Source organism: Stenotrophomonas sp. STEN054 (assembly GCF_056854535.1).
In genome coordinates, this window is the sequence record NZ_JBXFWG010000003.1 from 77380 (window position 1) to 101775 (window position 24396).

General features: G+C 65.5%; 20 protein-coding genes. 6 read left to right on the forward strand and 14 right to left on the reverse strand.

Going from position 1 to position 24396, the window contains the following annotated elements:
- Positions 1–21 precede the first annotated feature (21 nt).
- The 12 genes from cls to dnaA form a co-directional block, all read right to left on the reverse strand.
- Complete coding sequence (gene cls, locus AC1VXD_RS01990) at positions 22–1482, reverse strand: cardiolipin synthase (RefSeq protein ID WP_482990599.1); 1461 nt, start codon at positions 1480–1482, stop codon at positions 22–24.
- Between the two features lie 160 nt (positions 1483–1642).
- The gene (locus AC1VXD_RS01995; RefSeq protein WP_005411740.1) at positions 1643–2056 is read right to left on the reverse strand and encodes an ExbD/TolR family protein; all 414 of its coding nucleotides are present in this window, start codon (positions 2054–2056) and stop codon (positions 1643–1645) included.
- Positions 2057–2059: 3 nt separating this feature from the next.
- The gene (locus tag AC1VXD_RS02000) at positions 2060–2482 is read right to left on the reverse strand and encodes an ExbD/TolR family protein (RefSeq protein ID WP_150454962.1); all 423 of its coding nucleotides are present in this window, start codon (positions 2480–2482) and stop codon (positions 2060–2062) included.
- Between the two features lie 59 nt (positions 2483–2541).
- Entirely contained in the window at positions 2542–3303 is a 762-nt protein-coding gene (gene exbB / locus AC1VXD_RS02005; protein ID WP_079224460.1) for a TonB-system energizer ExbB, read from the reverse strand.
- Between the two features lie 92 nt (positions 3304–3395).
- On the reverse strand, positions 3396–4064 hold the full coding sequence (locus AC1VXD_RS02010; protein ID WP_150455009.1) for an energy transducer TonB: 669 nt from the start codon (positions 4062–4064) through the stop codon (positions 3396–3398).
- A 143-nt stretch (positions 4065–4207) separates the two neighbouring features.
- Entirely contained in the window at positions 4208–5398 is a 1191-nt protein-coding gene (locus tag AC1VXD_RS02015; RefSeq protein ID WP_482990600.1) for a tetratricopeptide repeat protein, read from the reverse strand.
- Positions 5399–5529: 131 nt separating this feature from the next.
- Positions 5530–6336, reverse strand: coding sequence for a M48 family metallopeptidase (locus AC1VXD_RS02020; protein WP_482990601.1), 807 nt, complete (start codon positions 6334–6336; stop codon positions 5530–5532).
- 69 nt (positions 6337–6405) lie between these two features.
- Positions 6406–7251, reverse strand: a complete 846-nt coding sequence (locus AC1VXD_RS02025) for a CPBP family intramembrane glutamic endopeptidase (RefSeq protein WP_482990602.1) — start codon at positions 7249–7251, stop codon at positions 6406–6408.
- Between the two features lie 67 nt (positions 7252–7318).
- On the reverse strand, positions 7319–9778 hold the full coding sequence (gene gyrB, locus AC1VXD_RS02030; RefSeq protein WP_482990603.1) for a DNA topoisomerase (ATP-hydrolyzing) subunit B: 2460 nt from the start codon (positions 9776–9778) through the stop codon (positions 7319–7321).
- Between the two features lie 112 nt (positions 9779–9890).
- A complete protein-coding gene (recF, locus tag AC1VXD_RS02035; RefSeq protein ID WP_482990604.1) occupies positions 9891–10985 on the reverse strand; it encodes a DNA replication/repair protein RecF in 1095 nt (364 codons plus the stop codon).
- An 876-nt stretch (positions 10986–11861) separates the two neighbouring features.
- Positions 11862–12962 carry a DNA polymerase III subunit beta gene (gene dnaN / locus AC1VXD_RS02040; protein ID WP_005411731.1) on the reverse strand — a complete coding sequence of 367 codons (1101 nt, stop codon included), beginning with the start codon at positions 12960–12962 and terminating at the stop codon, positions 11862–11864.
- Between the two features lie 276 nt (positions 12963–13238).
- Positions 13239–14570 carry a chromosomal replication initiator protein DnaA gene (gene dnaA, locus AC1VXD_RS02045; RefSeq protein WP_482990605.1) on the reverse strand — a complete coding sequence of 444 codons (1332 nt, stop codon included), beginning with the start codon at positions 14568–14570 and terminating at the stop codon, positions 13239–13241.
- Between the two features lie 254 nt (positions 14571–14824).
- Between dnaA and rpmH the strand changes: the two genes are divergently transcribed.
- The 6 genes from rpmH to AC1VXD_RS02075 all read left to right on the forward strand — a co-directional run bounded on the left by rpmH (position 14825) and on the right by AC1VXD_RS02075 (position 22484).
- A complete protein-coding gene (rpmH, locus tag AC1VXD_RS02050) occupies positions 14825–14965 on the forward strand; it encodes a 50S ribosomal protein L34 (RefSeq protein ID WP_005411729.1) in 141 nt (46 codons plus the stop codon).
- A 5-nt stretch (positions 14966–14970) separates the two neighbouring features.
- A complete protein-coding gene (gene rnpA, locus AC1VXD_RS02055; RefSeq protein ID WP_482990606.1) occupies positions 14971–15465 on the forward strand; it encodes a ribonuclease P protein component in 495 nt (164 codons plus the stop codon).
- Positions 15465–17183 carry a membrane protein insertase YidC gene (gene yidC, locus AC1VXD_RS02060; RefSeq protein WP_482990607.1) on the forward strand — a complete coding sequence of 573 codons (1719 nt, stop codon included), beginning with the start codon at positions 15465–15467 and terminating at the stop codon, positions 17181–17183. The genes rnpA and yidC overlap by 1 nt, the downstream gene beginning before the upstream one ends.
- A 95-nt stretch (positions 17184–17278) precedes the next feature.
- Entirely contained in the window at positions 17279–19945 is a 2667-nt protein-coding gene (locus AC1VXD_RS02065) for a polysaccharide deacetylase family protein (protein ID WP_482990608.1), read from the forward strand.
- A gap of 3 nt (positions 19946–19948) precedes the next feature.
- Entirely contained in the window at positions 19949–21298 is a 1350-nt protein-coding gene (gene mnmE, locus AC1VXD_RS02070) for a tRNA uridine-5-carboxymethylaminomethyl(34) synthesis GTPase MnmE (protein ID WP_482990609.1), read from the forward strand.
- 79 nt (positions 21299–21377) lie between these two features.
- Entirely contained in the window at positions 21378–22484 is a 1107-nt protein-coding gene (locus AC1VXD_RS02075; RefSeq protein WP_482990610.1) for a glycerophosphodiester phosphodiesterase, read from the forward strand.
- Between the two features lie 38 nt (positions 22485–22522).
- Here AC1VXD_RS02075 and AC1VXD_RS02080 read toward each other — a convergent pair whose 3' ends face one another.
- Positions 22523–23293, reverse strand: coding sequence for a rhomboid family intramembrane serine protease (locus AC1VXD_RS02080; RefSeq protein ID WP_482990611.1), 771 nt, complete (start codon positions 23291–23293; stop codon positions 22523–22525).
- A gap of 107 nt (positions 23294–23400) precedes the next feature.
- Complete coding sequence (locus AC1VXD_RS02085; protein ID WP_482990612.1) at positions 23401–24363, reverse strand: TerC family protein; 963 nt, start codon at positions 24361–24363, stop codon at positions 23401–23403.
- Positions 24364–24396 lie beyond the last annotated feature (33 nt).

A 24396-nucleotide genomic window follows, 5' to 3' on the forward strand; every position in this document is an offset into this window, starting at 1 on the left:
CGAGCGCAGTGTAGCGCTGCGTCAGAGCAGCGGCGAGGCCAGGCGGGCGAAGGCTTCGGGCAGGCGGTGCAGCCACAGCGAGCGCCCGGCCTCGTCATGCACGCGGGTGGCGCTGTCGAACTCGGCCTGCAGCAGCGTGGCCAGTTCGGCCACGCGGTCGCGGTCGCTGATCATCATCGACAGCTCGAAGTTCAGCCGGAAGCTGCGGTGGTCGAAGTTGGCGCTGCCAACGATGCACACGTCGTCGTCGGCGATGAAGGCTTTCGTGTGCAGCATGCGCGGGCCGTACTCGTAGATCTTGACCCCGGCATGCAGCAGTTCGTCGAAGTAGGAGCGCGCGGCCTGGGTGACGAACCAGGAATCGCTCATCTTCGGCACCAGCAGGCGCACGTCCAGGCCGCCCAGTGCCGCCGAGGTCAGGGCCATGCGCGCAGCCTCGCCGGGCACGAAGTAGGGTGTCACCAGCCAGACCCGTTCGATGGCTTCCTGGATGGCGGCCACGTGCAGGCGGTGGATGGTTTCCCAGCCCGAGTCCGGGCCGGACACCAGCACCTGCGCATCGATGCTGCCATCGCCGCGCAGCGGCATGTCCGCCGGCCACAGGCGTGCGATATCGAAGCGCGACGGCTCCTGCCCGCTGGCGTACAGCCAGTCCTCGGCGAACACCAGCTGCAGGCTGCGCACCACGTGGCCGCGCAGGCGCATGTGCAGGTCGCGGTAGGCGTTGGGGTTACGGCTCTCGTCTTCTTCGTCGGTGATGTTGATGCCGCCGGTGAAGGCCAAATGGCCGTCGATGATGACCAGCTTGCGATGCGTGCGCAGGTTCAACCACGGGCGCTTGAAGGGTTTCAGCAGCTGCCGTGGGTGGAACCAGATGGCTTCGCCGCCAGCATCCAGCAACGGCCGCAGGAAGCGCGCCGGCAGTGCCGAGGAGCCCACCGCATCCAGCAGCAGTCGCACCTGCACGCCTGCACGCGCGCGCTCGACCAGGGCGTCGCGCAGGGCGGTGCCGGCATGGTCGGGATTGAAGATGTAGTACTCCAGGTGCACGTGGTCGCGTGCCTGGCCGATGGCCTCGATGAGCGCGGCATAGGTGGTCGCGCCGTCCACCAGCCAGGTCACTTCGGTGGCGCTGCTGGGCGCCAGGCCGGTGGTGGCCTGGGCGACCTTGGCCAGCTCGGTGCAGCCGGCATCGGGCGGGCAGACATCGCTGTAGTGCTCCATGCCCGAGCGCGCGCGGCCACGTCGCAGGCGCTGGCGCTTCACCTTCTGCGGGCCCAGCAGATAGTAGATGAAGAGGCCGAGATAGGGCAGCAACGCCAGCGACAGGATCCAGCTGAGCGTGGCCACCGGCTCGCGCTTCTGCAGCATGATCCAGCCGGTCAGGGCGAGCAGGTAAAGCAGATACGCCACCGCCAGGATCGTTCCCAGGTGGGCAATGCCATCGAGCCAGAGGCGCAGCGAATCGAAGAGGGCGAGCATGCGCCGATCATAGCGGGCGCGGACGTGGTAATGGGGTCAGAGCCCTTTCCTGCGGAAAGGGATCCGATCCTGCCGGCATCAACCCGCGCAAAAAAAAGACGCCCCTGTCTCCAGGGGCGTCTGCAGTCGCGTCATGACTGTTGTGCTGCGGTCGTACGTATTACTGCTGTACGAAGCCGATCTTCTTCATCTGAGCATTCTTGGCGGCGGCCAGAACCTTGGCCATCACGTCGTACTCGGAATCCGGGCTCGCATCGATGCGCAGCTCAGGCTGGTTGGTCGGGTCACGCTGGACCTCCTGCTCCATCCGCTGCTGCAGCTCGCTGGTATTGATCGGGCTGTTGTTCCACGAGACCTGGTTGCTGGCGTCGATCTTGAGTTCGATCGGCGGCGGCGGTTCGACCAGCTGCGGCGGTGGGTTGAGCACGCGCTGCGGCAGGTCCACGGCGATCGGGTACGTCATGATCGGCGCGGTCACGATGAAGATGATCAGCAGAACCAGCATCACGTCCACGAGGGGCGTGACGTTGATGTCGGCCATGGGGCCCTTGCCACCACCACTACTGAATGCCATGGCTTATTGCCCCTTCTCTTTGGTCGCGACGAAGCCGACGTCCAGCATGCCCTGCTCCTGCGCGACCTTGGTCAGGTCGTTGATGACGCGCATCTTGGTGGTGCGGTCACCACGCAGGTTCAGCGGCGGCTGCGGGGTCTGCTGGGCGGCGGTCGCCAAGCGCGACTCGAGAGTCTGCTTGTTGATTTCTTCGTCGTTCCAGTAGATCGAGCCGTCTTCCTTGACTGCCAGGGTGATCGGGCCAGAACGCTTTTCAGCGTCTTCCTTCTGGACCAGGTTGGCCTCCGGCAGATCCACCTTGACCTTGTGGGACATCAGGGGCGCCGTGATGATGAAGATGATCAGCAGCACCAGCATCACGTCCACGAGGGGCGTCACGTTGATGTCGGCCATGGGGCCGCCGCTGTTACCACTACTGAAAGCCATAACGGGCTCCGTCTAGATCTTGGTGACTACGTCGTTCGTCGCAGGGTCACGCGCCGCAATCAGCGGACGCGCGAGCCGGTGGCGAAGAAGTCGTGCAGGTCGTGCGCGAAGGTATCGAACTTGCTGATGGTCGCGCTGTTGACCTTGCTGAAGAAGTTGAAGGCGAACACGGCCGGGATTGCGACGAACAGACCGATGGCGGTCATGATCAGCGCTTCACCCACCGGGCCTGCAACGGCGTCGATCGAAGCGGAGCCGGTGGCACCGATCTTGATCAGCGCGCCGTAGATGCCCCACACGGTACCCAGCAGACCGACGAACGGAGCGGTTGCACCGACGGTGGCCAGCAGGGTCATGCCCGACTGCAGCTTGTTGCTTTCGCGGGTCACGGCCTGACGCAGGGCGCGGTCGACGAACTCCGAACGGCTCAGGTTCTCACCCAGACCGCCGGTGGCGCCGCCTTCAGCGCGCTGGTGGTGGGCAGCTGCCTGGGCAGCGTCCAGGGCGATCTTCGAGAACGGCTCGGAAGCCGGCTGCTCTTCCATCGCACGGATGGCGTCCTGTGCGTTCGGGGTGTCCCAGAACAGGCTGACGACGCGATCGGCAGCGCTCTTCAGGCGGACCGAACGGAAGATGTTGATGACGGTCCAGTACCAGGACATGGCCGACATGACGATCAGGGTCAGCAGCACCACCCAGGAGACAGCGAAGTCACCCGGCTGGGTGGTCATCTCGTGGATCAGGTGCTCGAAGCCCATCTGCGACAGGGCGTTGGACGGATTGCCCCCGGCAGCAGCGGCGATGAAAAGTTCCTGCAGCATGACGCTTACCTTTGTTGTGTGTGGTGATAAAGGGTGTAGCTAAGCTAGACAATCGAACCGGAGGAGGGGTGGCCGGCGGCCACCCGCTCGCATCAGTTCAGTGCAAAGTTGACCGGGACGCGGACGCGACCAGCAGCCTTCTTACCGCCAGATTCAGCGGCGTTGAAACGCCACTTGCGGGCAGCTTCCATCGCAGCACGGTCCAGGTCGCGGTTACGGCTGGACTTTTCCACCGTGACATTGGTGACGTTGCCCTGGGCATCGACATCAATGATCAGGATCACTTCGCCCTGGATGCCCGCGCGGAAAGCGGCCGGCGGGTAACGCGGCGGATTCATGGCCTTCGACGAGATGTCCACGCTGGCCTCGATCGAGGCGGGCGGCGACGGCGGCGACGGCGGCGACGGCGGGGTGACGATGTCGTTCGGGCGCGGCTCCGGCACGTCGACGACCGGCGCCTGCGGCGGCGGCGGGACGGGCGAGGGCTTCGGCGGCGACAGGTTCTTCACCGGCGGCGGCGGGGTGTCCTGCGGCGGCGGCGGCGGCGGCGGCGGAGGCGGCGGCGGCGGCGCGTCGACGATGGTCACCATGACGTTGCGCTCCTTCTCAGCCACGGCCTTGGGGGCCACGGCGGGGATGAGGAGCATCATGAAGGCGGCCAGATGCAGGGCGATTACAAACGCGATGCCGAAGATGCGCGGCCAGCTCAGCCCCGATTCTTCAGTTTGTTCGTACCGGTGAACGACTAGTTGTTCCGTCATGCGCCAAGAGCTCAATAGTGGGGCCGGAATCCCGGGGGCGGAATCCCTGATCAGCGGTGCATGACACCGCAGGAACCTCCAAGCTTATACCAATCCTGAGCGCCTGCGCATCAGCTGTGCAGGCATTCAGGCGTTATTCCTACTTACTTCAGGTTGATGATTTTCTTGGCATCAGCCTGGTTCTTCACGCCCTTCGCCAGAGCTTCCTGGGCGGCCTTCTTGGCCTCCGGAACGCGACCTTCGGCATGCAGGACGCGTGCCAGGTTCAGGTAGGTCTCACCGTCCTTGGACAGCGGGGCAGCCTTCTGCCACGCCTCGATCGCCTGCGGCACCTGGTCGGAGTAGTAGTAGGACTGGGCCAGCGCCAGGTAAACCTGGTAGTCCGGCTTCAGGATGCCCTTCTGCAACCCTTCGTTGATGACCGCGATGACGTCCTTTTCCTTGTTCTCGGTGTTGGCGTAGATCGAGTACAGCTGCTTGTACTCGCGCTCTTCGGTGAGCTGGCCGCTGCTGCGCAGCTTGTCCATCACCGCGGCGGCCTTCGGCATCTGATCGGCCTGCATGTACATGTTGGCCAGGTTCAGCTGCGCTTTCTTGTCGTTCGGGTTCTTGGCCGCCAGCGCTTCAGCGGTCTTGACCGCTTCACCGGTCTGGCCGGCTTCGGAGAGGGCAGCCATCAGCAGCTGGTTCCAGTTGTCCTTCGGCTCGGTCGCGCCGGCGATGGCCTGCTGCAGCACCGGGATGGCTTCCTGGTAACGCTGCAGCTGGTACAGGGCCTGGCCCTTGGCAACCAGCTCTTCCGGCTTGTTCGACTTGGTCTCGGCGAAGTACTTGTCCAGCGTGGCCAGGCCCTCGGCGGTCTGGTCTTCCTGCAGCTGCAGCTGGCCCAGCATCAGCATCGACTGGTAGTGGCCGTTGTTGTCCAGACCGTTGAGCTGCAGCGCCTGCTTCAGGTAGCCGATGGCACCGGCGGTGTCGTCGCTCTGGTAGGCAGCCTGCGAAGCCAGCTGCGCGGCCAGCGACTTGTCGTAGTTGTTCGACGCGCTGTTGCCCAGGATCTCGCCTGCAATCTGCAGGGTCTCCGGGAACTTCTGGTCGTTGTAGCTGTCAATCAGCTTCTGCAGCTGCTTGCCCATCTTCGCGGACGCCTTTTCCTTCGGCTCCTCACGCGTGGCATTCGGGTACAGGACTTCGGCCTTGGCCTGCTGCTTGCCACCGCGGTTGCCGCGCTCGGATGAACGCGAGGACTGCGCGAAGGCATCGGTGACCACGGCGCCGGTCAGGGCGGTCGCGATGAGGACGGAAAGCACAGCTTTGTGGTTGCGGAAAATCATCGTTCACCTCGATCGAACCGCCGTCAGCGGCAAAGTCGGACTGTCAGAAAAATCTGAGCCGCCAAACGTATCAGAAACAGATGGCGTGAGAAATCGTTTTATGTGCTGCAATACAGCATGAATCTGCGCACTCAACCACACTTTGGCCTGCGACCAGCGGCCTGGGCCTGCTGGTAGACGGGCAAGAGTGAAGGTGCATCACGCTGCAGTTCGCGGATGCGGTTGGCCGGATCGGGGTGGGTGGACAGCCATTGCGGGCTGCGTCCGCCACTGGCGGCCATCATGTTCTGCCACAGGCCGACGGCCTGTTCCGGGTTGAAACCGGCATCGGCCATCAGCCGCTGGCCGATCACATCGGCCTCCGATTCCTGGGTACGTGAGCCGGGCAGCAGGAACGCGGTCTGGGCAGCGGTACCGCCCAGCTGGTTCACCGTACTGGCCGCGCCTTCGCCATAGGCGGCACCCGCCAACGCACCCAGCACGGACAGGCCCGTCTGCGCGCCCATCTGCCGGGTGATGCGTTCTTCGTGGTGGCGGGCGATGACGTGGCCGATTTCATGGCCGATGACGGCAGCCAGTTGGTCCTGGTTCTTGGCGACAGTGAAGATGCCGGTGTTCACGCCCACCTTGCCGCCGGGCAGGGCGAAAGCGTTGGGTTCCTTGTCGACGAACACGGCAGTCTCCCACCGTACGCCACGGTACTGTTGGGGCAGCTGCGCAACCAGCGCATCGACCACGCACTGCACGTAGCCGTTCTGGCGCCCGTCGGTACTGACCTTCTGCTTCTGCTTGGTCTCCGCGAAGGCCTGCGCGCCCAGCTGGTCGAGCTGGGCCTGCGACACGCCACCGACCATCTGACGGCGTCCGGTGGGGGAGGTAGTGGTCGCGCAGGCGGCCACCAGCACGGTGATGAGCAGGGCAAGCAGCAGTGATTTCATGGAATCCCCCGTGTTCATGCAGGCAGTGTGGACTGGGCCCGCTTAATTTTTCGTCAACCGGCCACGGCCTTACATTGACCCGAAGAACACCAGCGCGCCCAGTGCCACGGCGTTGTTCATGCCGTGCGCGATGATCGCCGCCCAAAGCGTCCCGGTGCGCCGGTACAGCCAGCAGAACGCGGCGCCCATGCCGCCGTAGACCAGCCACAGTTGGGCGATCTCGGCCGGGCCGTTGGCGCTGGTGCCGGGGATCTCATGGATCAGGGCGAAGGCCAGGCTGCTCAGCAGCACGCCCAGCCACGGCCGGCCGGCCTGCCACAGGCGCCCGAACAGCACGCGGCGGAACAGCAGCTCCTCGTAGGCCGGCGCCAGCACCACCGCAAACAGCACCAGGAACAGCGGGAACCGCTCGATGGCGTGCTGCATCAGCGCCAGGTTGGTCGGCACCGGTTCGACGCCGAGCTGCTTGGCGAGGAAGGCGATGCCATTGCTGCCGATCACGATCAGCGTGGCCACCAGCAGGGTCCAGCCCCAGGTGGACGGGCGCCGCAGCGCCTGCGTCGAGGCCTGCCGTTCGGCCGCATTGGCCGGCCGCCGCAGGAAATACAGCAGCAGCGCCGCGCCACCGGTCGACACCAGGGCCATCAGCACCTGTGCCAGGGCACCGGGCGTGCCCAGCGCTTCGGTCACGCTGGACGGGTCGATGCCCGCGCCGTTGTTCTTCGCGCTGGTGTAGCCGACCTGGATGCCGCGATACAGGCCCCACGCCAGGCCAGCGACCAGGCTGAGGATGAACAGCGTGGCGGCGCCGATGCCCAGATCGATGAAGAAGCCTGCCACGGGCGAACCGCGGCGCGGCGCAGCCGAGGCTGGCGGAACGGGCGGCGGGGCGGACACCGGGACGGAAGCGGACATCGATTACCTGCGATCAGAGGGCGAGGGCCGGCGCGCATCCCCGCGCACCGGCCACGGTCGAAGCGTGTCAGATATCCAGGTTGGCGACCTTCAGCGCGTTGTCTTCGATGAAGTCACGACGCGGTTCGACGACATCGCCCATCAGGGTGCTGAAAATCTGGTCAGCCGCGACAGCATCCTCGATGCGCACCTGCAGCAGGCGACGGGTATCAGGATTGACGGTGGTATCCCACAGCTGTTCCGGGTTCATTTCACCCAGGCCCTTGAAGCGCTGGATCTGGCGGCCGCGCTTTGCTTCCTCCAGCAGCCAGTTCTGTGCCTTGGCGAAGCTGTCCACTTCGACCGACTTGGCACCGCGGCCGATGGTGGCGCCTTCGCGCACCAGGCCGTGGAGCAGGCTGGCAGCCTGGTAGATGGCACGCAGTTCGCCACCTTCGAAGGCGGCAAGCGGCAGCACCTGCACGTGTTCCTCGCCCATGTGGCGACGGGTCACCAGCACGGCGGCCGGACGCTCATCGTTCGGCTCCTGCAGTTCCAGGCTGAAACGCGCACTGCCGAGGCGGCCCTGGTTGAGGCGCTGGGCCAGTGCATCCAGGCCCTGGCCCTCAGCGGCACCGCGCAGGTGGGCCAGGTCCATCGGCACGAAGTCGACCAGCGCTTCAAGCAGGCTGCGGTCGTAGCGGTGCGCATTGCGTTCGATCGCGTCGCGCGCGCCGGCAAAGGTCAGCAGCAGCTTTTCGAGCGCGGCACCTTCGATGCCCGGCTCACCCGCAGCCGGCACCAGCACAGCGTTTTCCACCGCGTTGCTGGCCAGGTAGCTGTCCAGCGCCGGGTCGTCCTTCAGGTACAGCTCCTGCTTGCCCTGCTTGATCTTGTACAGCGGCGGCAGGCCGATATAGACGTAACCGCGCTCGATCAGCTCCGGCATCTGACGGTAGAAGAACGTCAGCAGCAGGGTGCGGATGTGGGCGCCGTCGACGTCGGCGTCGGTCATGATGATGATCTTGTGGTAACGCAGCTTGTCCGGGTTGTACTCGTCGCGGCCGATGCCGGTGCCCAGCGCGGTGATCAGCGTACCAACCTGGTCCGAGGCCAGCATGCGGTCGAAGCGGGCACGTTCCACGTTGAGGATCTTGCCGCGCAGCGGCAGCACCGCCTGGTTCTTTCGGTTGCGGCCCTGCTTGGCAGAGCCACCTGCCGAGTCACCCTCGACGATGAACAGCTCGGACAGCGCCGGATCCTTTTCCTGGCAGTCGGCCAGCTTGCCCGGCAGGCCGGCGATATCCAGCGCGCCCTTGCGGCGGGTCAGGTCGCGGGCCTTGCGCGCCGCTTCACGGGCACGCGCCGCATCGACGATCTTGCCGGCGATGGCCTTGGCTTCGTTTGGGTTCTCCTGCAGGAACTCTTCCAGGCGCGCACCGAAGGCGTTTTCCACCGCCGGACGCACGTCGGAGCTGACCAGCTTTTCCTTGGTCTGGCTGGAGAAGCTCGGGTCCGGGACCTTCACCGACAGCACCGCGATCATGCCTTCGCGCATGTCGTCGCCGGTCAGGTTGATCTTGGCCTGCTTGGCGATGCCGTTCTGCTCGATGTAGTTGTTGAGCACGCGGGTCAGGGCGCCGCGGAAACCGGCCAAGTGGGTACCGCCATCCTTCTGCGGGATGTTGTTGGTGAAGCAGTACATCGTCTCCTGGTAGGAGTCGGTCCACTGCAGCGCCACGTCCACCACGATGTTGTTGTGTTCGCCGGTGACCGAGATGACGTTCGGGTGCAGCGGGGTCTTCAGCTGGGCCAGATGCTCCACGAAGCTGCGGATACCGCCTTCGTAGTGGAAGTCATCGCGACGACCTTCGCCGCGCTCGTCGGCCAGCACGATCTTGACGCCGGAATTGAGGAACGACAGTTCGCGCAGGCGGCGGGCCAGAATGTCGTAGTGGAATTCCACGTTGTCGTGGAAGGCCACGGTCGACGGCCAGAAGCGCACGGTGGTGCCGCGCTTGGTGGTGTCTTCCAGCTTGGCCAGCGCGGTGACCGCGGCGCCGTTGCTGAATTCCTGCTGGTAGTGGGAGCCGTTCTGGAACACGTCCACCAGCAGCTTCTGCGACAGCGCGTTTACCACGCTGACGCCCACGCCGTGCAGGCCGCCGGAAACCTTGTAGCTGTTGTCGTCGAACTTGCCGCCTGCGTGCAGCACGGTCATCACGACTTCGGCCGCCGAAACCTCGCGGCCCAGCTTGGCGCTCATCTGTTCGTGCTTGCCGGTCGGGATGCCGCGGCCGTTGTCGGACACCGAGACCGAGCCATCAGCGTGGATCGTCACCGCGACGTGGTCGGCGTGGCCGGCGAGGGCTTCGTCGATCGAGTTGTCGACGACCTCGAACACCATGTGGTGCAGACCGGTGCCGTCGTGGACGTCACCGATGTACATGCCAGGACGCTTGCGGACAGCCTCGAGCCCTTCCAGGGCGGTGATGCTGTTGGCGTCGTAGTTGCCGTTGTTTGCCGGGGTGTTCTGTTCGTCGGTCATTGCGCTTGCCGTAGGCTCCGCAGGTCGGTCACCGCACAGGTGCGATGCGCCGGGTAAGAAGGGGTGCAACCTGAATTATACCAGCCGGGCCCTGCAGGCCCTGATGTAGCCACTATGGCACAGCCACGATCTGCGCATGTTCCACGTGGAACCGGGTGATGTCGGTCAGATCCACCAAGGCCGCCGGGGTCTCGGTGGCCGTTACGAAGATCTGCGCCGGACCGGTCAGCAGACGCTCGAGGACACGGGCCTGGTGGGTGCGGTCCAGCTCCGATGCCAGGTCGTCCAAGGCGATGACCGGCCATTGACCGCGCTGTTCGGCGTAATCTTCTGCCTGGGCCAGCAGGCAGGCGAGGGCGGTGAGCTTGGCCTGGCCGCGTGAGAGTGCATCCCGGCCGGGAATGCTGTGGAAATCCACGCTCCAGTCGGCGCGGTGCGGACCTACCGAGGTGTACCCGGCCTGGCGGTCGCGATCGCGGGCCAACAGCAGCGCATCGGCCAACGGCAGTTCGTGCCGGCGCCATCCCGGGCTGAGATCCAGGCCTTGGATGCCCAACTGCGGTGCCAGCGCGGTTGCCAAGGCAATCGCCCGTTCCTGCAGCCGTTCCAGATAGTGCTGGCGGCGGCTGGTCAGCGGTTCACCCGCCTCAGCCAGCTCGTGGTCCCAGGTATCAAGCATCCGCGAGGGGCCGCCCTGCTTCAAGAGGGCATTGCGTTGCTTGAGTGCCCGCGAGTATCGGCGCCACAGCGAAAGAAAGTCTGGTTCCACGTGGAACAGGCCCCAATCGAGGAAACGACGGCGCGGTTCGCCGCCACCGCTGACCAAAGCATGGCTGCCCGGCTCAAAGGTCACCACAGCCAACGCCGCGCAGAGATTGCCAAGCTGGGCAACGTCTTCGCCGTCCAGGCGGCCCTTCCAGTCCTGGCCGCTATGGCGAAGGCCGGCCTTGCGGCGGTGCGACGCGTGATCGGCGCGCTGTTCGTCCCATTCCACGAAGATTTCCAGCGCTTCCTGGCCCTGACGCACCAGGCCATCGCGGACCCGGCCGCGGAAGCTCCGGCCATAGGCCATCAGGTGCAGGGCCTCGAGCACGCTGGTCTTGCCTGCGCCGTTGTCGCCTGTCAGCAGGTTCAAGCCCGGCTGGGGTGACAGTTCCACGGCACTGAAGCGGCGCAGTTGGTTCAAGGCGAGGCGGCGGATCAGCATGGGACGCGGGAGACCATCCGCTCGGGGCGGTAGCAGGGCAGGGAATCCATCAGCTTACTGCATCGGTCAAGGCCGCCGTTGCGGGCATCGCCTTGCTGATGGAGCTGGCCGGTGTCGCCAGTCCGGACGGTTCCACGTGGAAAACGGTGCAGCGAATCCATGCGACAGGGACGCTGGCAGGGCCTGGATTCCTTGAAATCTGCAGCACCGGGCAGGGCCCTCGCCCTCAGAAATCAGCGGATTTCACCCCAGCGTGGAACCGTACCCGTGCCTCGGAGCCAGGGCAGCTGCTGGTGTTGCCGCGAATTGCTTGAAATCTGCAGGGCAGGGCTGCGAAGCGTTCCACAGATTTCAAAGAATTCAGGTCACTCGTTCCACGCTGTCCACAGCTGCTCTGTATGACTTATACACAAGGTATGGGCAATCTGTGGATAAAAAACCCTTTACCGTCTCCGGAAAAACTATCCACAGCTTCCCCCCCATCCCCAGGGTCCCATATACAGGGGGTTTCAGGTGCACAAAAGCATTAGAAATCAATCAGATAACGCTCTTTTCCACGAGATCTGGCCCTACCATCACCACCATGCTTTAGATTTATACCCAGATTTAAAAGCTAGGGCAGCGCCTTTCGACCAGAAATACGGGCTGTGGACAGTAGCGTCTGCAGAGGGCGAATCCGCTTGCTGAGAACGTCCCGGAGTCGCTCGCCTACCGGACATCCATCGAGCGAGGAACCGATCGAGATCCAGAACGCGATGATCAAACCGGCAACGCAGAACTCCCGTTCCCGCAATCCCCATCAATGCTCCACGTGGAACCAAAAAAAACGCCCGGATCTCCCGGGCGTCTTCTGTTTCACGTGGAACAGCGCAAATGTCAGAGACGCAGCGGCATCACCACATGGCGCGACTTCTCGCTGCTGGACTCACGCACCAGCGCCGACGAGTTGGAATCGCGCAGCTGGATGATGACTTCCTCGTCGCGCAGGGCGGACAGGGCATCCAGCAGGTAGTTCACGTTGAAGCCGATGGCCAGATCGCTGACTGTGGTATCGGCCTCGATCTCTTCCTGGGCTTCTTCCTGCTCCGGGTTGTGAGCGCTGATTTTCAGGTTGCCCGGCGATACTTCCACGCGGATGCCGCGGTACTTCTCGTTGGACAGAATCGCGGCACGCTGCAGCGACGCACGCAGGGCTTCACGATCCACCTTCACTTCGCGGTCGGCGCCGATCGGAATCACGGCCTCGTAATCCGGGAAGCGACCGTCGATCAGCTTCGAGGTGAAGGTGACATCGTCGCGCTTGACGCGCACGTGGCTGCGGCCGACTTCCAGCTCGATCTCGCGATCGCCGCTTTCCAGCAGACGCTGCAGCTCGGTCACGCCCTTGCGCGGCACGATGATCTGCCGCTTGGAACCGCTGGGCTTGGCCAGGTCGGTTTCACACAGGGCCAGACGGTGTCCGTCGGTGGCGACGGTACGCAGAGCATCACCGCGCAGGTCGAACAGCAGACCGTTGAGGTAGTAGCGCACGTCCTGCTGGGCCATCGCGAACGCAGTGCGCTCGATCAGCTCCTTCAGGGTCGCCTCGCCGATGGCCACGCGCTCGGTGGCTTCCACCTCGTCCACCGACGGGAAATCGTTGGACGGCAGCGTTGCCAGGGTGAATCGGCTGCGACCGGCCTGCACGGTGATCTTGTCACCGGTCTGCGAGACGGTGATCCGGCTGCCATCGGGCAGGGCGCGGATGATCTCGAACAGCTTGCGGGCGGGGATGGTGGTTTCGCCGTCCTGGGCATCTTCAACCGCGATCCGCGACACCATCTCCACTTCCAGGTCGGTACCGGTCAGCGACAGCTGGCCGTTCTGCACCTGGACCAGGAAATTGGCCAGAACCGGAAGGGTCTGGCGGCGTTCGACCACGTTGACGACCTGTGCCAACGGCTTGAGAAAGGCTTCGCGCTGCAGTGTGAAACGCATGTGGTTCCGTGCCCCTATGCTTTAAAAAAATGTGGAATAAATCAAAAGCTTGGTGGTGCTGGTAGAGACAGAATCGCTGGAAAACAATGCTAAGTCTTTGTAATAAAAAGAGTTTCTAGCCTCGAAACCCTCTGCATTACCGCCCTCCAGGGGGTGGGGAAAGCTGTGGATAAATTCGACGCGTTTTCAGGCGCCCTTTTTATCCACAACTCATCCCGCGCTTGCTACCGGATTCTGCACCGTTTTGTGCGATGACGCCTCATCAGCGTCCGTGCATCATTCGCTCAGCTTCCGGATCAGCTTGTCCCAGTCCTCGCGGAGCTTGCCGTCGGTTTCCATCAGGGTGCGGATCTGGCGGCAGGCATGCAGCACCGTGGTGTGATCGCGACCGGCAAACGCATCGCCGATCTCGGGCAGGCTGTGCTCGGTCAGCTCCTTGGTCAGGGCCATGGCGACCTGGCGCGGACGGGCCAGCGAACGGGTCCGGCGCTTGGACAGCAGATCCTTGATCTGCAGGCCGTAGTAGTCGGCAACGGTTTTCTGGATGTTGGGAATGCTGATCGCCTGCTGCTGGGCGCGCAGCAGGTCGCGCAGGGTTTCCTGGGCGAATTCGGTGGTGATCGCGCGGCCGGTGAAATTGGCGCGGGCGGTCAGGGTATTGAGCGCGCCTTCGAGGTCGCGCACGTTGGAGCGCATCTTCTTGGCGATCAGGAACGCAACATCATCCGGAATCTCGGCACCGCGTTCGCGGGCCTTCGCCAGCACGATCGCGGCGCGGGTCTCGAAGTCCGGCGGTTCGATCGCGACCGACAGGCCCCACGCAAGCCGCGACTTCAGGCGCGCCTCCAGGCCCTCGACTTCGCGTGGGTACCGGTCGCAGGTCAGGATGATCTGCTGCTTGCCGTCGAACAGCGCGTTGAAGGTGTGGAAGAACTCTTCCTGGGTGCGGTCCTTGCCGGCGAAGAACTGGATGTCATCGATCAGCAGCGCGTCCACCTGCTGGAACTGGCGCTTGAACTGATCCATGGTCTTTTCCTGCAGGGCCCGGATCATCGCGCTGAAGAACTGTTCCGAACGCAGGTACAGCACCTTCGCACCCGGGTTGGCCTGGCGCATGGCGTTGCCAGCGGCGAACATCAGGTGGGTCTTGCCCAGGCCGGTGCCTCCGTACAGAAGCAGCGGATTGTGCGCGCGGTCGCCCGGCTTCTGCGCCGCCTGGAAGGCAGCGGCCAGGCCCAGCTGGTTGCTGCGGCCTTCGACGAAGTTGGCGAAGGTGTAGTGGTTGTCCAGGTTGCCGGCGAACGGCACCTGCGGTGCAGCCACCACCGCCGCTGACACGCTCGAAACCGGCGCGTTCTGCGCCTCCGAGGGCCGCGGGCGCGAGCCGATTTCAAGAAAAACGTCGCCGAAACCCGCGAAGTGCGTCAGCAGCTCGCGGATCCGGGCCAGGTACAGCTCGCGCACCTGGTCGACGATGAAGGCGTTCGGGGCATACAGCACCAGGCTGTCCGCGCGCAGATCGGCCTGCAGCGGCTTCAACCAGGTGTGAACGTCTTCCGGCGGGAACTCCGCTTCGAGGCGTTCGAGACTTCGGGACCAGGCATCCATCGGCAATAATCGTCCGGTGACCTGTGCACAGGCGCGACAACGCGCCCAAACACAGGCCTGAAAGGGGGAAATGGATGGCTCAGACTACCACCGAGCGCCCGGCTTCGGAATGCTTGTCCCCTACTTATTCACAAAAAGATCCACAGCTATTGCACAGCCCGGTGAATTGGCGTAGTCACAAGGGGTTGACGTAGGGGGGGAGACCTCTCTAGAATTTCCGGTTCTTTCCCGTCCCATTCATACGAGAGGCCCACATGGCCACCAAGCGCACCTACCAGCCCAGCAACCTCAAGCGTAAGCGCGACCACGGCTTCCGTGCCCGTATGAAGACCGCTGACGGCCGCAAGATCCTGTCGCGTCGCCGCGCCAAGGGCCGCAAAGTCCTGAGCGCCTGATTGCCATGCCGCACATCGCGGCAGACGCAATCCCTTCGACAGTGAATACTGCAGACCCGCGCAAGCGATTCCCTCGCTCTGCGCGGGTTCGCACGCGTGCCGAATATTCAACGGTCTTCAACGGCGCCCGCCGTGTGTCCGATCCGCTGATGACCCTGCACTGGCTGCCGGCTGACCGGCCGGCCAGGCTGGGTCTGGCGGTTTCCCGCAAGGTTGATCCGAACGCCGTCGGGCGTAACCGGATCAAGCGCGTCCTGCGCGACATCCTGCGTCAGACACGAACCGAAATCCAGCCAGGCGACTTCGTCGTCGTGGCTCGTAGTGCTGCGCGTTCTGCCAGCAACGACGACATCCGCCAGGCCTTTCTGCGCCTGCTGCGGCGCCTGCGCGCATTGCCCGCGCCGGGCGTGGACGGCACAATGCCGCCGCCAGATGGCATCGCACCTCCCTCTTTGATCGAGCCGGCATCGCGTCCCGGCCCCGCCGAGCCTGTCCGCTGATGAACCAGACCCGCGTATTCCTTATTTTTGCCTGGCTGATGGTGGCCGTGTTCCTGTGGATGGAGTGGGGCCGTGAAAAGGCCGCGCCGACCCCGGCCCCGACCACCACTTCCGCGCAGGCCGCCGCACAGAGCGTTCCGGGTGCGACCCCGGGCAGCATCCCCAGCGCGCAGGTCCCCGGTGCCCCGGGCCAGGCCGCGGCGCAGCAGGCCCAGGCCAGCGCCACCCCGGCCGCCCAGCGCGTGACCATCACCACCGACGTGCTGCGCCTGGTGGTGGACGGCGGCCGCGTGCTCGACGCCGAGCTGCTGCAGTTCCCGCAGTCCAAGGAAGAAGGCAGTGCCCCGGTGCGCCTGCTGACCGAAGACCCCGCGCATCCGTACAGCGCGATCAGCGGCTGGGCCAGCGAAGACAAGAACGCCCCGGTGCCGGGCGCCGATGGATTCAAACTGGTCGGTGACGTCCGCGACTTCGTGCTGGCCGACGGCCAGAACGAACTGCAGGTTCCGTTCGTGTGGACTGCCGACAACGGCGTGACCATCAAGCGCACCCTGACCGTCTCGCGCAACGAGTACGCCGTGCGCTTCAAGGACGAGGTCAGCAACACCGGCGCCGCCCCGTGGAACGGCTACGTCTACCGCACCCTGGACCGTACCCCGACCATCCTGTCGCGGAACATGACCAACCCGGACTCGTTCAGCTTCAACGGTGCGACCTGGTACGACAACGACAGGAAGTACCAGCGTCGTGCGTTCAAGGATTACCTGGAAGATGGCGCGCTGAACCAGAACATCACCGGCGGCTGGCTGGCGATGCTGCAGCACCACTTCTTCACCGCCTGGATCCCGCAGAAGGACCAGACCGCGCACTACGTGCTGTCGCAGGTGGCCGGTCGTGACCTGATCGAAGCGCGTGGCCCGGCCTTCACCGTGGCCCCGGGCCAGTCCACCAGCACCGAAGCCCGCCTGTGGGTCGGCCCGAAGCTGGTCAACCAGATCGCCAAGGAAGACGTGCCGGGCCTGGACCGCGTGGTCGACTACAGCCGCTTCTCGATGATGGCGGTGATCGGCCAGGGCCTGTTCTGGGTGCTGAACCAGGTGCACAAGCTGGTCGGCAACTGGGGCTGGGCCATCGTCGGCCTGGTGGTGCTGCTGAAGCTGGTGCTCTACCCGCTGTCGGCCGTGCAGTACAAGAGCGGTGCGAAGATGCGTCGCTTCCAGCCGCGCATCGCGCAGCTGAAGGAACGCTATGGCGATGACCGCCAGAAGTTCCAGACCGCGATGATGGAGCTGTACAAGAAGGAAAAGATCAATCCGATGGGCGGCTGCCTGCCGATCCTCATCCAGATGCCGATCTTCTTCGCCCTGTACTGGGTGCTGGTCGAGTCGGTCGAACTGCGCCAGGCGCCGTGGCTGGGCTGGATCCAGGATCTGACCGCGCGCGACCCGTACTTCATCCTGCCGGTCATCAACATGGCGGTGATGTGGGCCACGCAGAAGCTGACCCCGGCACCGGGCATGGACCCGATGCAGCAGAAGATGATGCAGTTCATGCCGCTGGTCTTCGGCGTCATGATGGCCTTCATGCCGTCCGGCCTGGTCCTGTACTGGGTGGTCAACGGCGGCCTGGGCCTGCTGCAGCAGTGGTGGATGACCAAGCGCCACGGCGGCGAGCCGCTGCCGGTGACCACCGCACCGGCCCCGGTCAAGAAGAAATAACCTGACCGACCCGCAAAAGCCCGCCGCAAGGCGGGCTTTTCGCATGCGGGGCGTAGAATCGCCCGCACACCGTGTCCCCATCCATCGAGCCTGCCATGCCGCGTGCGTCGTCGTTCCGCCTGTTCCTGCCCTCGCTGCTGTTGACCCTGGCCGTTGCCGGCTGCGGCGACAAGGAGGGAAAGGCGCCCGCCGCCGCCGTCACCCAGCCCAGCGCACAGGCCGCCGCCGATCCGGCCGCCGCCCCGCTGTTGGCCGCGCTGCAGAAGCAGCTCGATGGCTACCGCCGCATCATCGTGCTGCTGGCCGACGAAGAGCAGCAGAGTGCCGCCGACCGCGGTACCTCCACCCGCATCGGCCAGCAGCTGTTCCACGATGGGCTGGAACAGCGCACCACCATCGCCGCGCAGTTCGACAGCCTGCTGCGTGGTGGCAGCCCGCAGCGCTTCGCCGCGCTGGGCACCGTGCTGGACTACATCGAATCGGCGCCGGAGCTGTTCGATGCCGATCGCCTCGCCTTCCGCGAAGTGCTGCGCGACCTGCACGAACGTGTCGGTGCGGATTCCTCGCTGCCGGCGGTGAAGCTGCACCAGCGCATCGGCGAAGACCTGGACGCGCTGGACGAGATCGAGCGCAGCTACAACCAGGAACTGACCCGCATCTTCAGCCGCTTCGAGCGCACCCGCGCCATCGACCTGAAGCGCGAGAAGTGGGAGGACTACATCGCCCACCTGCACAAGGACTACAGCCGCGAGGCCATCCTGCGCGACTACGGGGTGATCGAGCCGTACCCGATGTCGATGAAGGACAGCGACCGCGAGATCTTCGGCCGCGACCTGCCGGCCAAGACCGTGGTGCTGACCTTCGACGACGGCCCGCACAAGGCCTACACCGATGAAGTGGTGGCCATCCTCAAGCGCTACGACGTGCCGGGCGTGTTCTTCGAAGTGGGCCGGAACCTGGGCAAGGTCGAGGCCGATGGCAAGGTCAGCCTGGGCCCGATGGCGAAGATCAGCCGCAACCTGATGGAAGAGGGCTATGCAGTGGGCAACCACAGCCTGACCCACGCCCAGCTGTCGCGCACCACCGGCGATGCGCTGCGCCAGCAGGTGCTGGACACCGACACCCTGCTGAAGGATGTCGACAGCAAGCGTGCGCCGCTGTTCCGCTTCCCGTATGGCGCGCGCAACGCCGAAGGCCTGCAGCTGCTGAACGAGGCCGGCCTGAAGTCGATCATGTGGAACATCGACTCGATGGACTGGGCCGACCCGGTGCCGGAATCGATCGTGCAGCGCGTGCTCGGCCAGGTGAACAAGGAACAGCGCGGCATCATCCTGTTCCATGACATCCACGACCGAGCGGTGAAGGCGCTGCCGCAGATCCTCGACCGGCTGATCGCCGACGGTTACCAGTTCGCCGGCTGGAACGGCCGCGAGTTTACCGTCGCCCGCGCGCGCAAGGGCGCCAGCAGCGATGCCACCGTCACCACCGGCTACGAGAAGTCGTGGGCGATCGTGGTGGGCATCGACAACTACGCCAAGTGGCCGAAGCTGGAATACGCCAGCCACGATGCGCAGGCGGTGGCCGACACCCTGACCGGGCAGTTCGGTTTCCCGTCCTCGCAGGTGATCGTGCTGAAGAACGAGCAGGCCACCCGCAACAACATCCTGGCCGCCTTCCACGACCGCCTTGCCGACGACCGCACCGGCAAGAATGACCGCGTGTTCGTGTTTTTCGCCGGCCACGGCGCCACCCGCCAGCTCGCCTCCGGGCGCGACCTCGGCTACATCATTCCGGTGGACTCGGACCCGAAGGAATTGGCCACCGACGCCATTGCGATGACCGACATCCAGAACATCGCCGAGAGCATGCAGGCCAAGCACGTGATGTTCGTGATGGATGCCTGCTACAGCGGCCTGGGCCTGACCCGCGGTGGTCCGTCGTCGTCGTCGTTCCTGCGTGAGAACGCACGCCGCAGCGCGCGGCAGATGCTGACTGCCGGCGGTGCCGACCAGCAGGTGGCCGATGCCGGCCCGAACGGCCATTCGGTGTTCACCTGGGTGCTGCTGCAGGCGCTGGCCGGCAAGGGCGACCTCAATGGCGACGGCCTGATCACGGGTACCGAACTGGCCGCCTACGTGGCGCCGGCGGTGTCGGCCGTCTCGCACCAGACACCGGCCTTCGGCAGCCTGCCCGGTTCGCAGGGCGGCGAGTTCGTGTTCCAGGTGCCCGACAGCCAGGAATACCTCAATGCCGATACGCGCCAGCTGACCCCGGATGCCATCGCATTGAACAACAAGGTCGACGCCGCGCAGGATGCCAAGGGCGCGCAGGCACCGGTGACCGTGGCCGACCTGCAGGGCGGCAAGGCCAGGCTGGTGGTGCCCACCGCCGGCCCGGCCTCGGATCGCCAGCGCGCGCAGCAGGCCAACGACCGTGGCCTGCAGCTGTACCGCGAAAAGCAGTACGACGAAGCCGTCACGCAGTTCACCGAAGCGTTGAAGCTGCGCCCGGACTTTGCCCAGGCGGCCAACAACCTCGGCTTCGTCTACTACCGCCAGCAGCGCTACGCCGAAGCCGCGCGTTGGCTGGAGAACACTCTGAAGATCGACCCGTCGCGTGCGGTGGCCCACCTCAACCTGGGCGACGCCTACTTCAACGCCGGCGACAAAGCGAAGGCGAAGCAGGCCTACACCACCTACCTCGCCCTGCAGCCGCAGGGCAGTGGCGCTGCGCAGGCGCGCGCGCAGCTGGAGAAGCTCTGAGCCATGGACGATGTGACCCGTACCGACACCATCGTCGCCATCGCCAGTGCCCCCGGCGCGGGCGGTGTCGGCCTGCTGCGCCTGTCCGGCCCGCGTGCCGCGGCGATCGCCAACGCGCTGGGCGCGCCCACGCTGCGCCCGCGCCATGCGCACTACGCGCGCCTGCGCGATGCCGACGGTGAGGTGATCGACGACGGCATCGTGCTGTGGTTCCCGGCACCGAACAGCTTCACCGGCGAGGAAGTGGTGGAACTGCAGGGCCACGGCAGCCCCGTGCTGCTGCAGCAGCTGGTCGCGCGCTGCATCGCGCTCGGTGCACGCCAGGCGCGGCCGGGTGAGTTCAGCGAACGCGCGTTCCTCAACGGCAAGCTCGACCTGGCCCAGGCCGAGGCCATCGCCGACCTGATCGCCGCCGGTGACAACCGCGCCGCGCGCGCGGCACGTCGCTCGCTGGACGGTGTGTTCTCACGCCGTATCGAGGCGGTGGTCGAACAGCTGGTGCTGCTGCGCATCCACGTGGAAGCCGCCATCGACTTCGCCGACGAACCGCTGGATACCCTGGGCGGCGCGCAGGTGCGGCGTGGGCTGGAACAGGCGCGCGCTGATCTGGCCCTCCTGCGCCGGGATGCTGAGCGCGGCCGTCGCCTGCGCGATGGCCTGCATGCGGTGCTGATCGGCCCGCCGAACGCTGGCAAGAGCTCGCTGCTGAACGCTTTGGCTGGCAGCGAGCGCGCCATCGTCACCGACATTGCCGGCACCACCCGCGACACGCTGCGCGAGACCATCCGCCTGGACGGCCTGGAGCTGACCCTGGTCGACACCGCCGGCCTGCGCGACGGCGGCGATGCCATCGAACGCGAAGGCATGCGCCGCGCCCACGTGGAAATCGAACGCACCGACCTGGCGCTGATCGTGCTGGACGCGCGCGACCCGGCCGCCGGCGAAGCCGCGCTGGGCGACGCCGTGGCCGCCGTGCCGCACAAGGTCTACATCCACAACAAGTCGGACCTGCTGGATGCGTTGCCGGCGCTGGACGATCCGGACCGCGTGTTCGTCTCGGCCGCCACCGGTGCCGGTCTGGAAGACCTGCACACGCGCCTGCGCTCGATTGCATCGGCCGGCGCAGGGGAGCAGGTGGATGGCGAGTTCTCCGCCCGCACCCGCCACGTGGATGCGATCGAACGCGCGCAGGAGCATGCGCAGCGCGCCGATGGCGAGCTTGTGCATGAACACCTGGAACTGGCCGCCGAAGAACTGCGGCTGGCGCACGACGCGCTGGGCGAGATCACCGGGCAGATGAGTGCGGATGACCTGCTGGGCCGGATCTTCTCCAGCTTCTGCATCGGCAAGTAACGCCAGGGTCCCCAATGCCCCGGCTGTCATATTCCCGCCGCATACTGACCCCCATCACATACCGCTTGGGGAAGTCGCAGTGAAGTCGTGGGGTTGTGCGTTGCTGTTGTCGCTGGCCGTGGCACCATCGGTGGCCATGAGTGCTGAAACTTCCACCCCGGTGACCGCGAAGGCCGCGGTCTACGGCCACCGCGGCGCAAGCGCGCTGCTGCCCGAGCACACGCTGGCGGCCTACGCGCAGGCCATTGCCGATGGCGCCGACTACATCGAACCGGACCTGGTGATGACCAAGGACGGCGTGCTGGTGGCCCGCCACGAGAACGAGATCGGTGGCACCACCGATGTGGCTGAGCACAAGGAATTCGCCAAGCGGAAGACCACCAAGGTCATCGACGGCGAGACGGTGGAAGGCTGGTTCACCGAAGACTTCACCTTGGCCGAGCTGAAGACCCTCTACAGCCGCGAGCGCCTGCCGGAGCTGCGCAGCACCGCGTTCGACGGCCAGTTCCGCATCGCCACGCTGGACGAGATCCTGGCCTTCCTGATGCAGCAGGCCGGCCGTGCCAACCGCGGCATCGGCCTGGTGCCGGAGATCAAGCACCCGACCTACTTCCAGTCCATCGGCCTGCCGATGGAAGACAAGGTGCTGGCCGCGCTGCGCGGCAACGCCTATACCGCCGTCGCGCCGGTGACGATCCAGTCGTTCGAGACCGCCAACCTGCGCTACCTGCGCGGCAGGATCGGCCGTGGCAGCAACATCCGCCTGCTGCAGCTGCTGTGGAAGGGCGATGCCCGCCCGGCCGATGTGGCCAAGGCCGGTGGCACGCTCACCTATGCGCAGATGATGACCCCGGTCGGACTGAAGGACATCGCCAGCTATGCCGATGGCATTGGCCCGGAGCTGCGTTCGATCATCCCGCTGGACGCCCAGGGCGCACTGGGCACGCCGACCGCGCTGGTGCGCGATGCGCATGCGGCCGGCCTGATGGTGATTCCGTACACGTTCCGCCCGGAAAACCACTTCCAGGCCAGCAACCTGCGCAAGGGCGCCGACAGCGCGCGCAACCCGGCCGGTTCGATTGCCGAGATGCGTGCCTACCTGGCCACCGGCATCGATGCGTTCTTCACCGATGACCCGGCGCTGGGCCGGCAGGCGGTGGATGGCATGGGCGCCGCGGGCAATTGAGAATCCGGTAGTGCCGGTCAGCGGCCGGCACTACCGACTCAACCGCGCGGCTCGTCCGGCCGACGGAACGGGATCACCACGTAATCCTGCCCCTCGCGCGGCTGCCACAGCACCGGCACGCGGCGCGGCGAAGGCGGCTCGAGCTCGTCGTCGGCCAGTGCCTCGACCTCGTCTTCCTCGTCCTCCCAGCTGTAGTGCTGGCGCGGCGTCATCGGGTCGGCGTTGCGGAACAGCAGCGCGGCGATGATGCCGGCAAAGGCACCGCCCATGTGCGACTGCCAGGACACGCCGTCGGCATGCGGCAGGATGGTCATCAGCATGCCGCCGTAGAACAGCATGCCGATCAGGCCGGTGGCGATCGCCGCGCGGTCACGGCGCAGCAGGCCCAGGCTGGCCAGCAGGAACATCAGGCCGTGGGTCACGCCGCTGGCCCCCAGGTGCACGCTGCCGGGGTTGCCCAGCATCCACGCGCCGACGCCCGATCCCAGCCACAGCAGGGGCAGGGCTCGCACGGTGGCCTTCGGGTACACGCTGCCTGCCAGGGTGCCGAGGATGAGGATCGCAAAGCCGTTGGAGGCGACGTGTTCAACCGAGGCATGCAGCATCGGCCCGCCGATCAGCCCCAGCAGGCCCTTGGCCTCCAGCGGTGCGACCGCCCACGGCCGCCAGTCGAAGCTGCCCTGCAGGGCGAACACGGCCAGCAGCACCAGCACGGCGCCGAGGCTGACATTGAACGCCCGCAGGATGCGCATGCGGTCGTTGCGGGGGGCCGGCACGTCACCGGCGGGCAGGGGCGTGTTGTTGTCCATACCTCAGCAATGGCGGTGGCGGGCGGGAAACCAAGGCCACCGCTGCGGGAGAGTGGGGGCGGCCGACGGGACAATCCCGCCGGCCGCGCGCTGCAGCCCGCTCAGGCTCAGGCCTGGCCGGCGTCGTTCTTTGGCGGGTACTTCACGCTGAGCACCACGGTGGCGGCAATGATCGCGGCGACCACGCCCAGCGACACCGGGGTCGGGATCTTGAACAGATCGATGATCATCATCTTGATGCCGATGAAGCCCAGCACCAGTGCCAGACCGTACGGCAGCAGGTGGAAGCGGTCGGCCATGCCGGCCAGCAGGAAGAACATCGCACGCAGGCCCAGCACCGCGAACACGTTGGAGGTGAGCACGATGAACGGGTCGGTGGTGATGGCGAAGATCGCCGGGATGCTGTCCACGGCGAAGATCACGTCGGTCACCGCGATCAGGATCAGCACCGCGAACAGGGGGGTGAACCAGCGCTTGCCGTCCTGCATGACACTCATCGCGTTGCCGGCGTAGTCCGGCAGCAGGCGCAGGTGCTTTCGCATCCAGCGCAGGGCCGGGTTGGTCTCCAGGTCCGGCTCCTGGCCGGCGGCGAACCACATCTTCCAGCCAGTGAAGAGCAGGAAGGCACCGAACACGTAGAGCAGCCAATGGAACTGGCTGATCAGCACGCTACCGGCGAAGATCATGATCGTACGCAGCACGATCGCACCCAGGATGCCGATGATCAGCACCTTCTGGCGCTGCTCCTCCGGCACCGCGAAGTAGCTCATGATCATCAGGAAGACAAAGATGTTGTCCACCGCCAGGGCCTTCTCGACCAGGTAGCCGGTCAGGAATTCCAGGCCGACCTTGTTGGCCACCACCTGGCCGGCGGTCTCGCTGAGGTAGTACCAGAGGCCCGCGTTGAACAGCAGGGCCAGCACGACCCAGCCGATGGACCACCACAGGGCCTCCTTGAAGGTGACCTTGTGCGGTCCGCCGTGTCGCATCAACACAAGGTCGACGAGCAGGGCGATGATGACCACCGCCACGAAGCCGCCCCACATCCACACATTACCGATCGTCTGCATTGGGAATATCCGTTGGAAAGATGAATGCCAGGC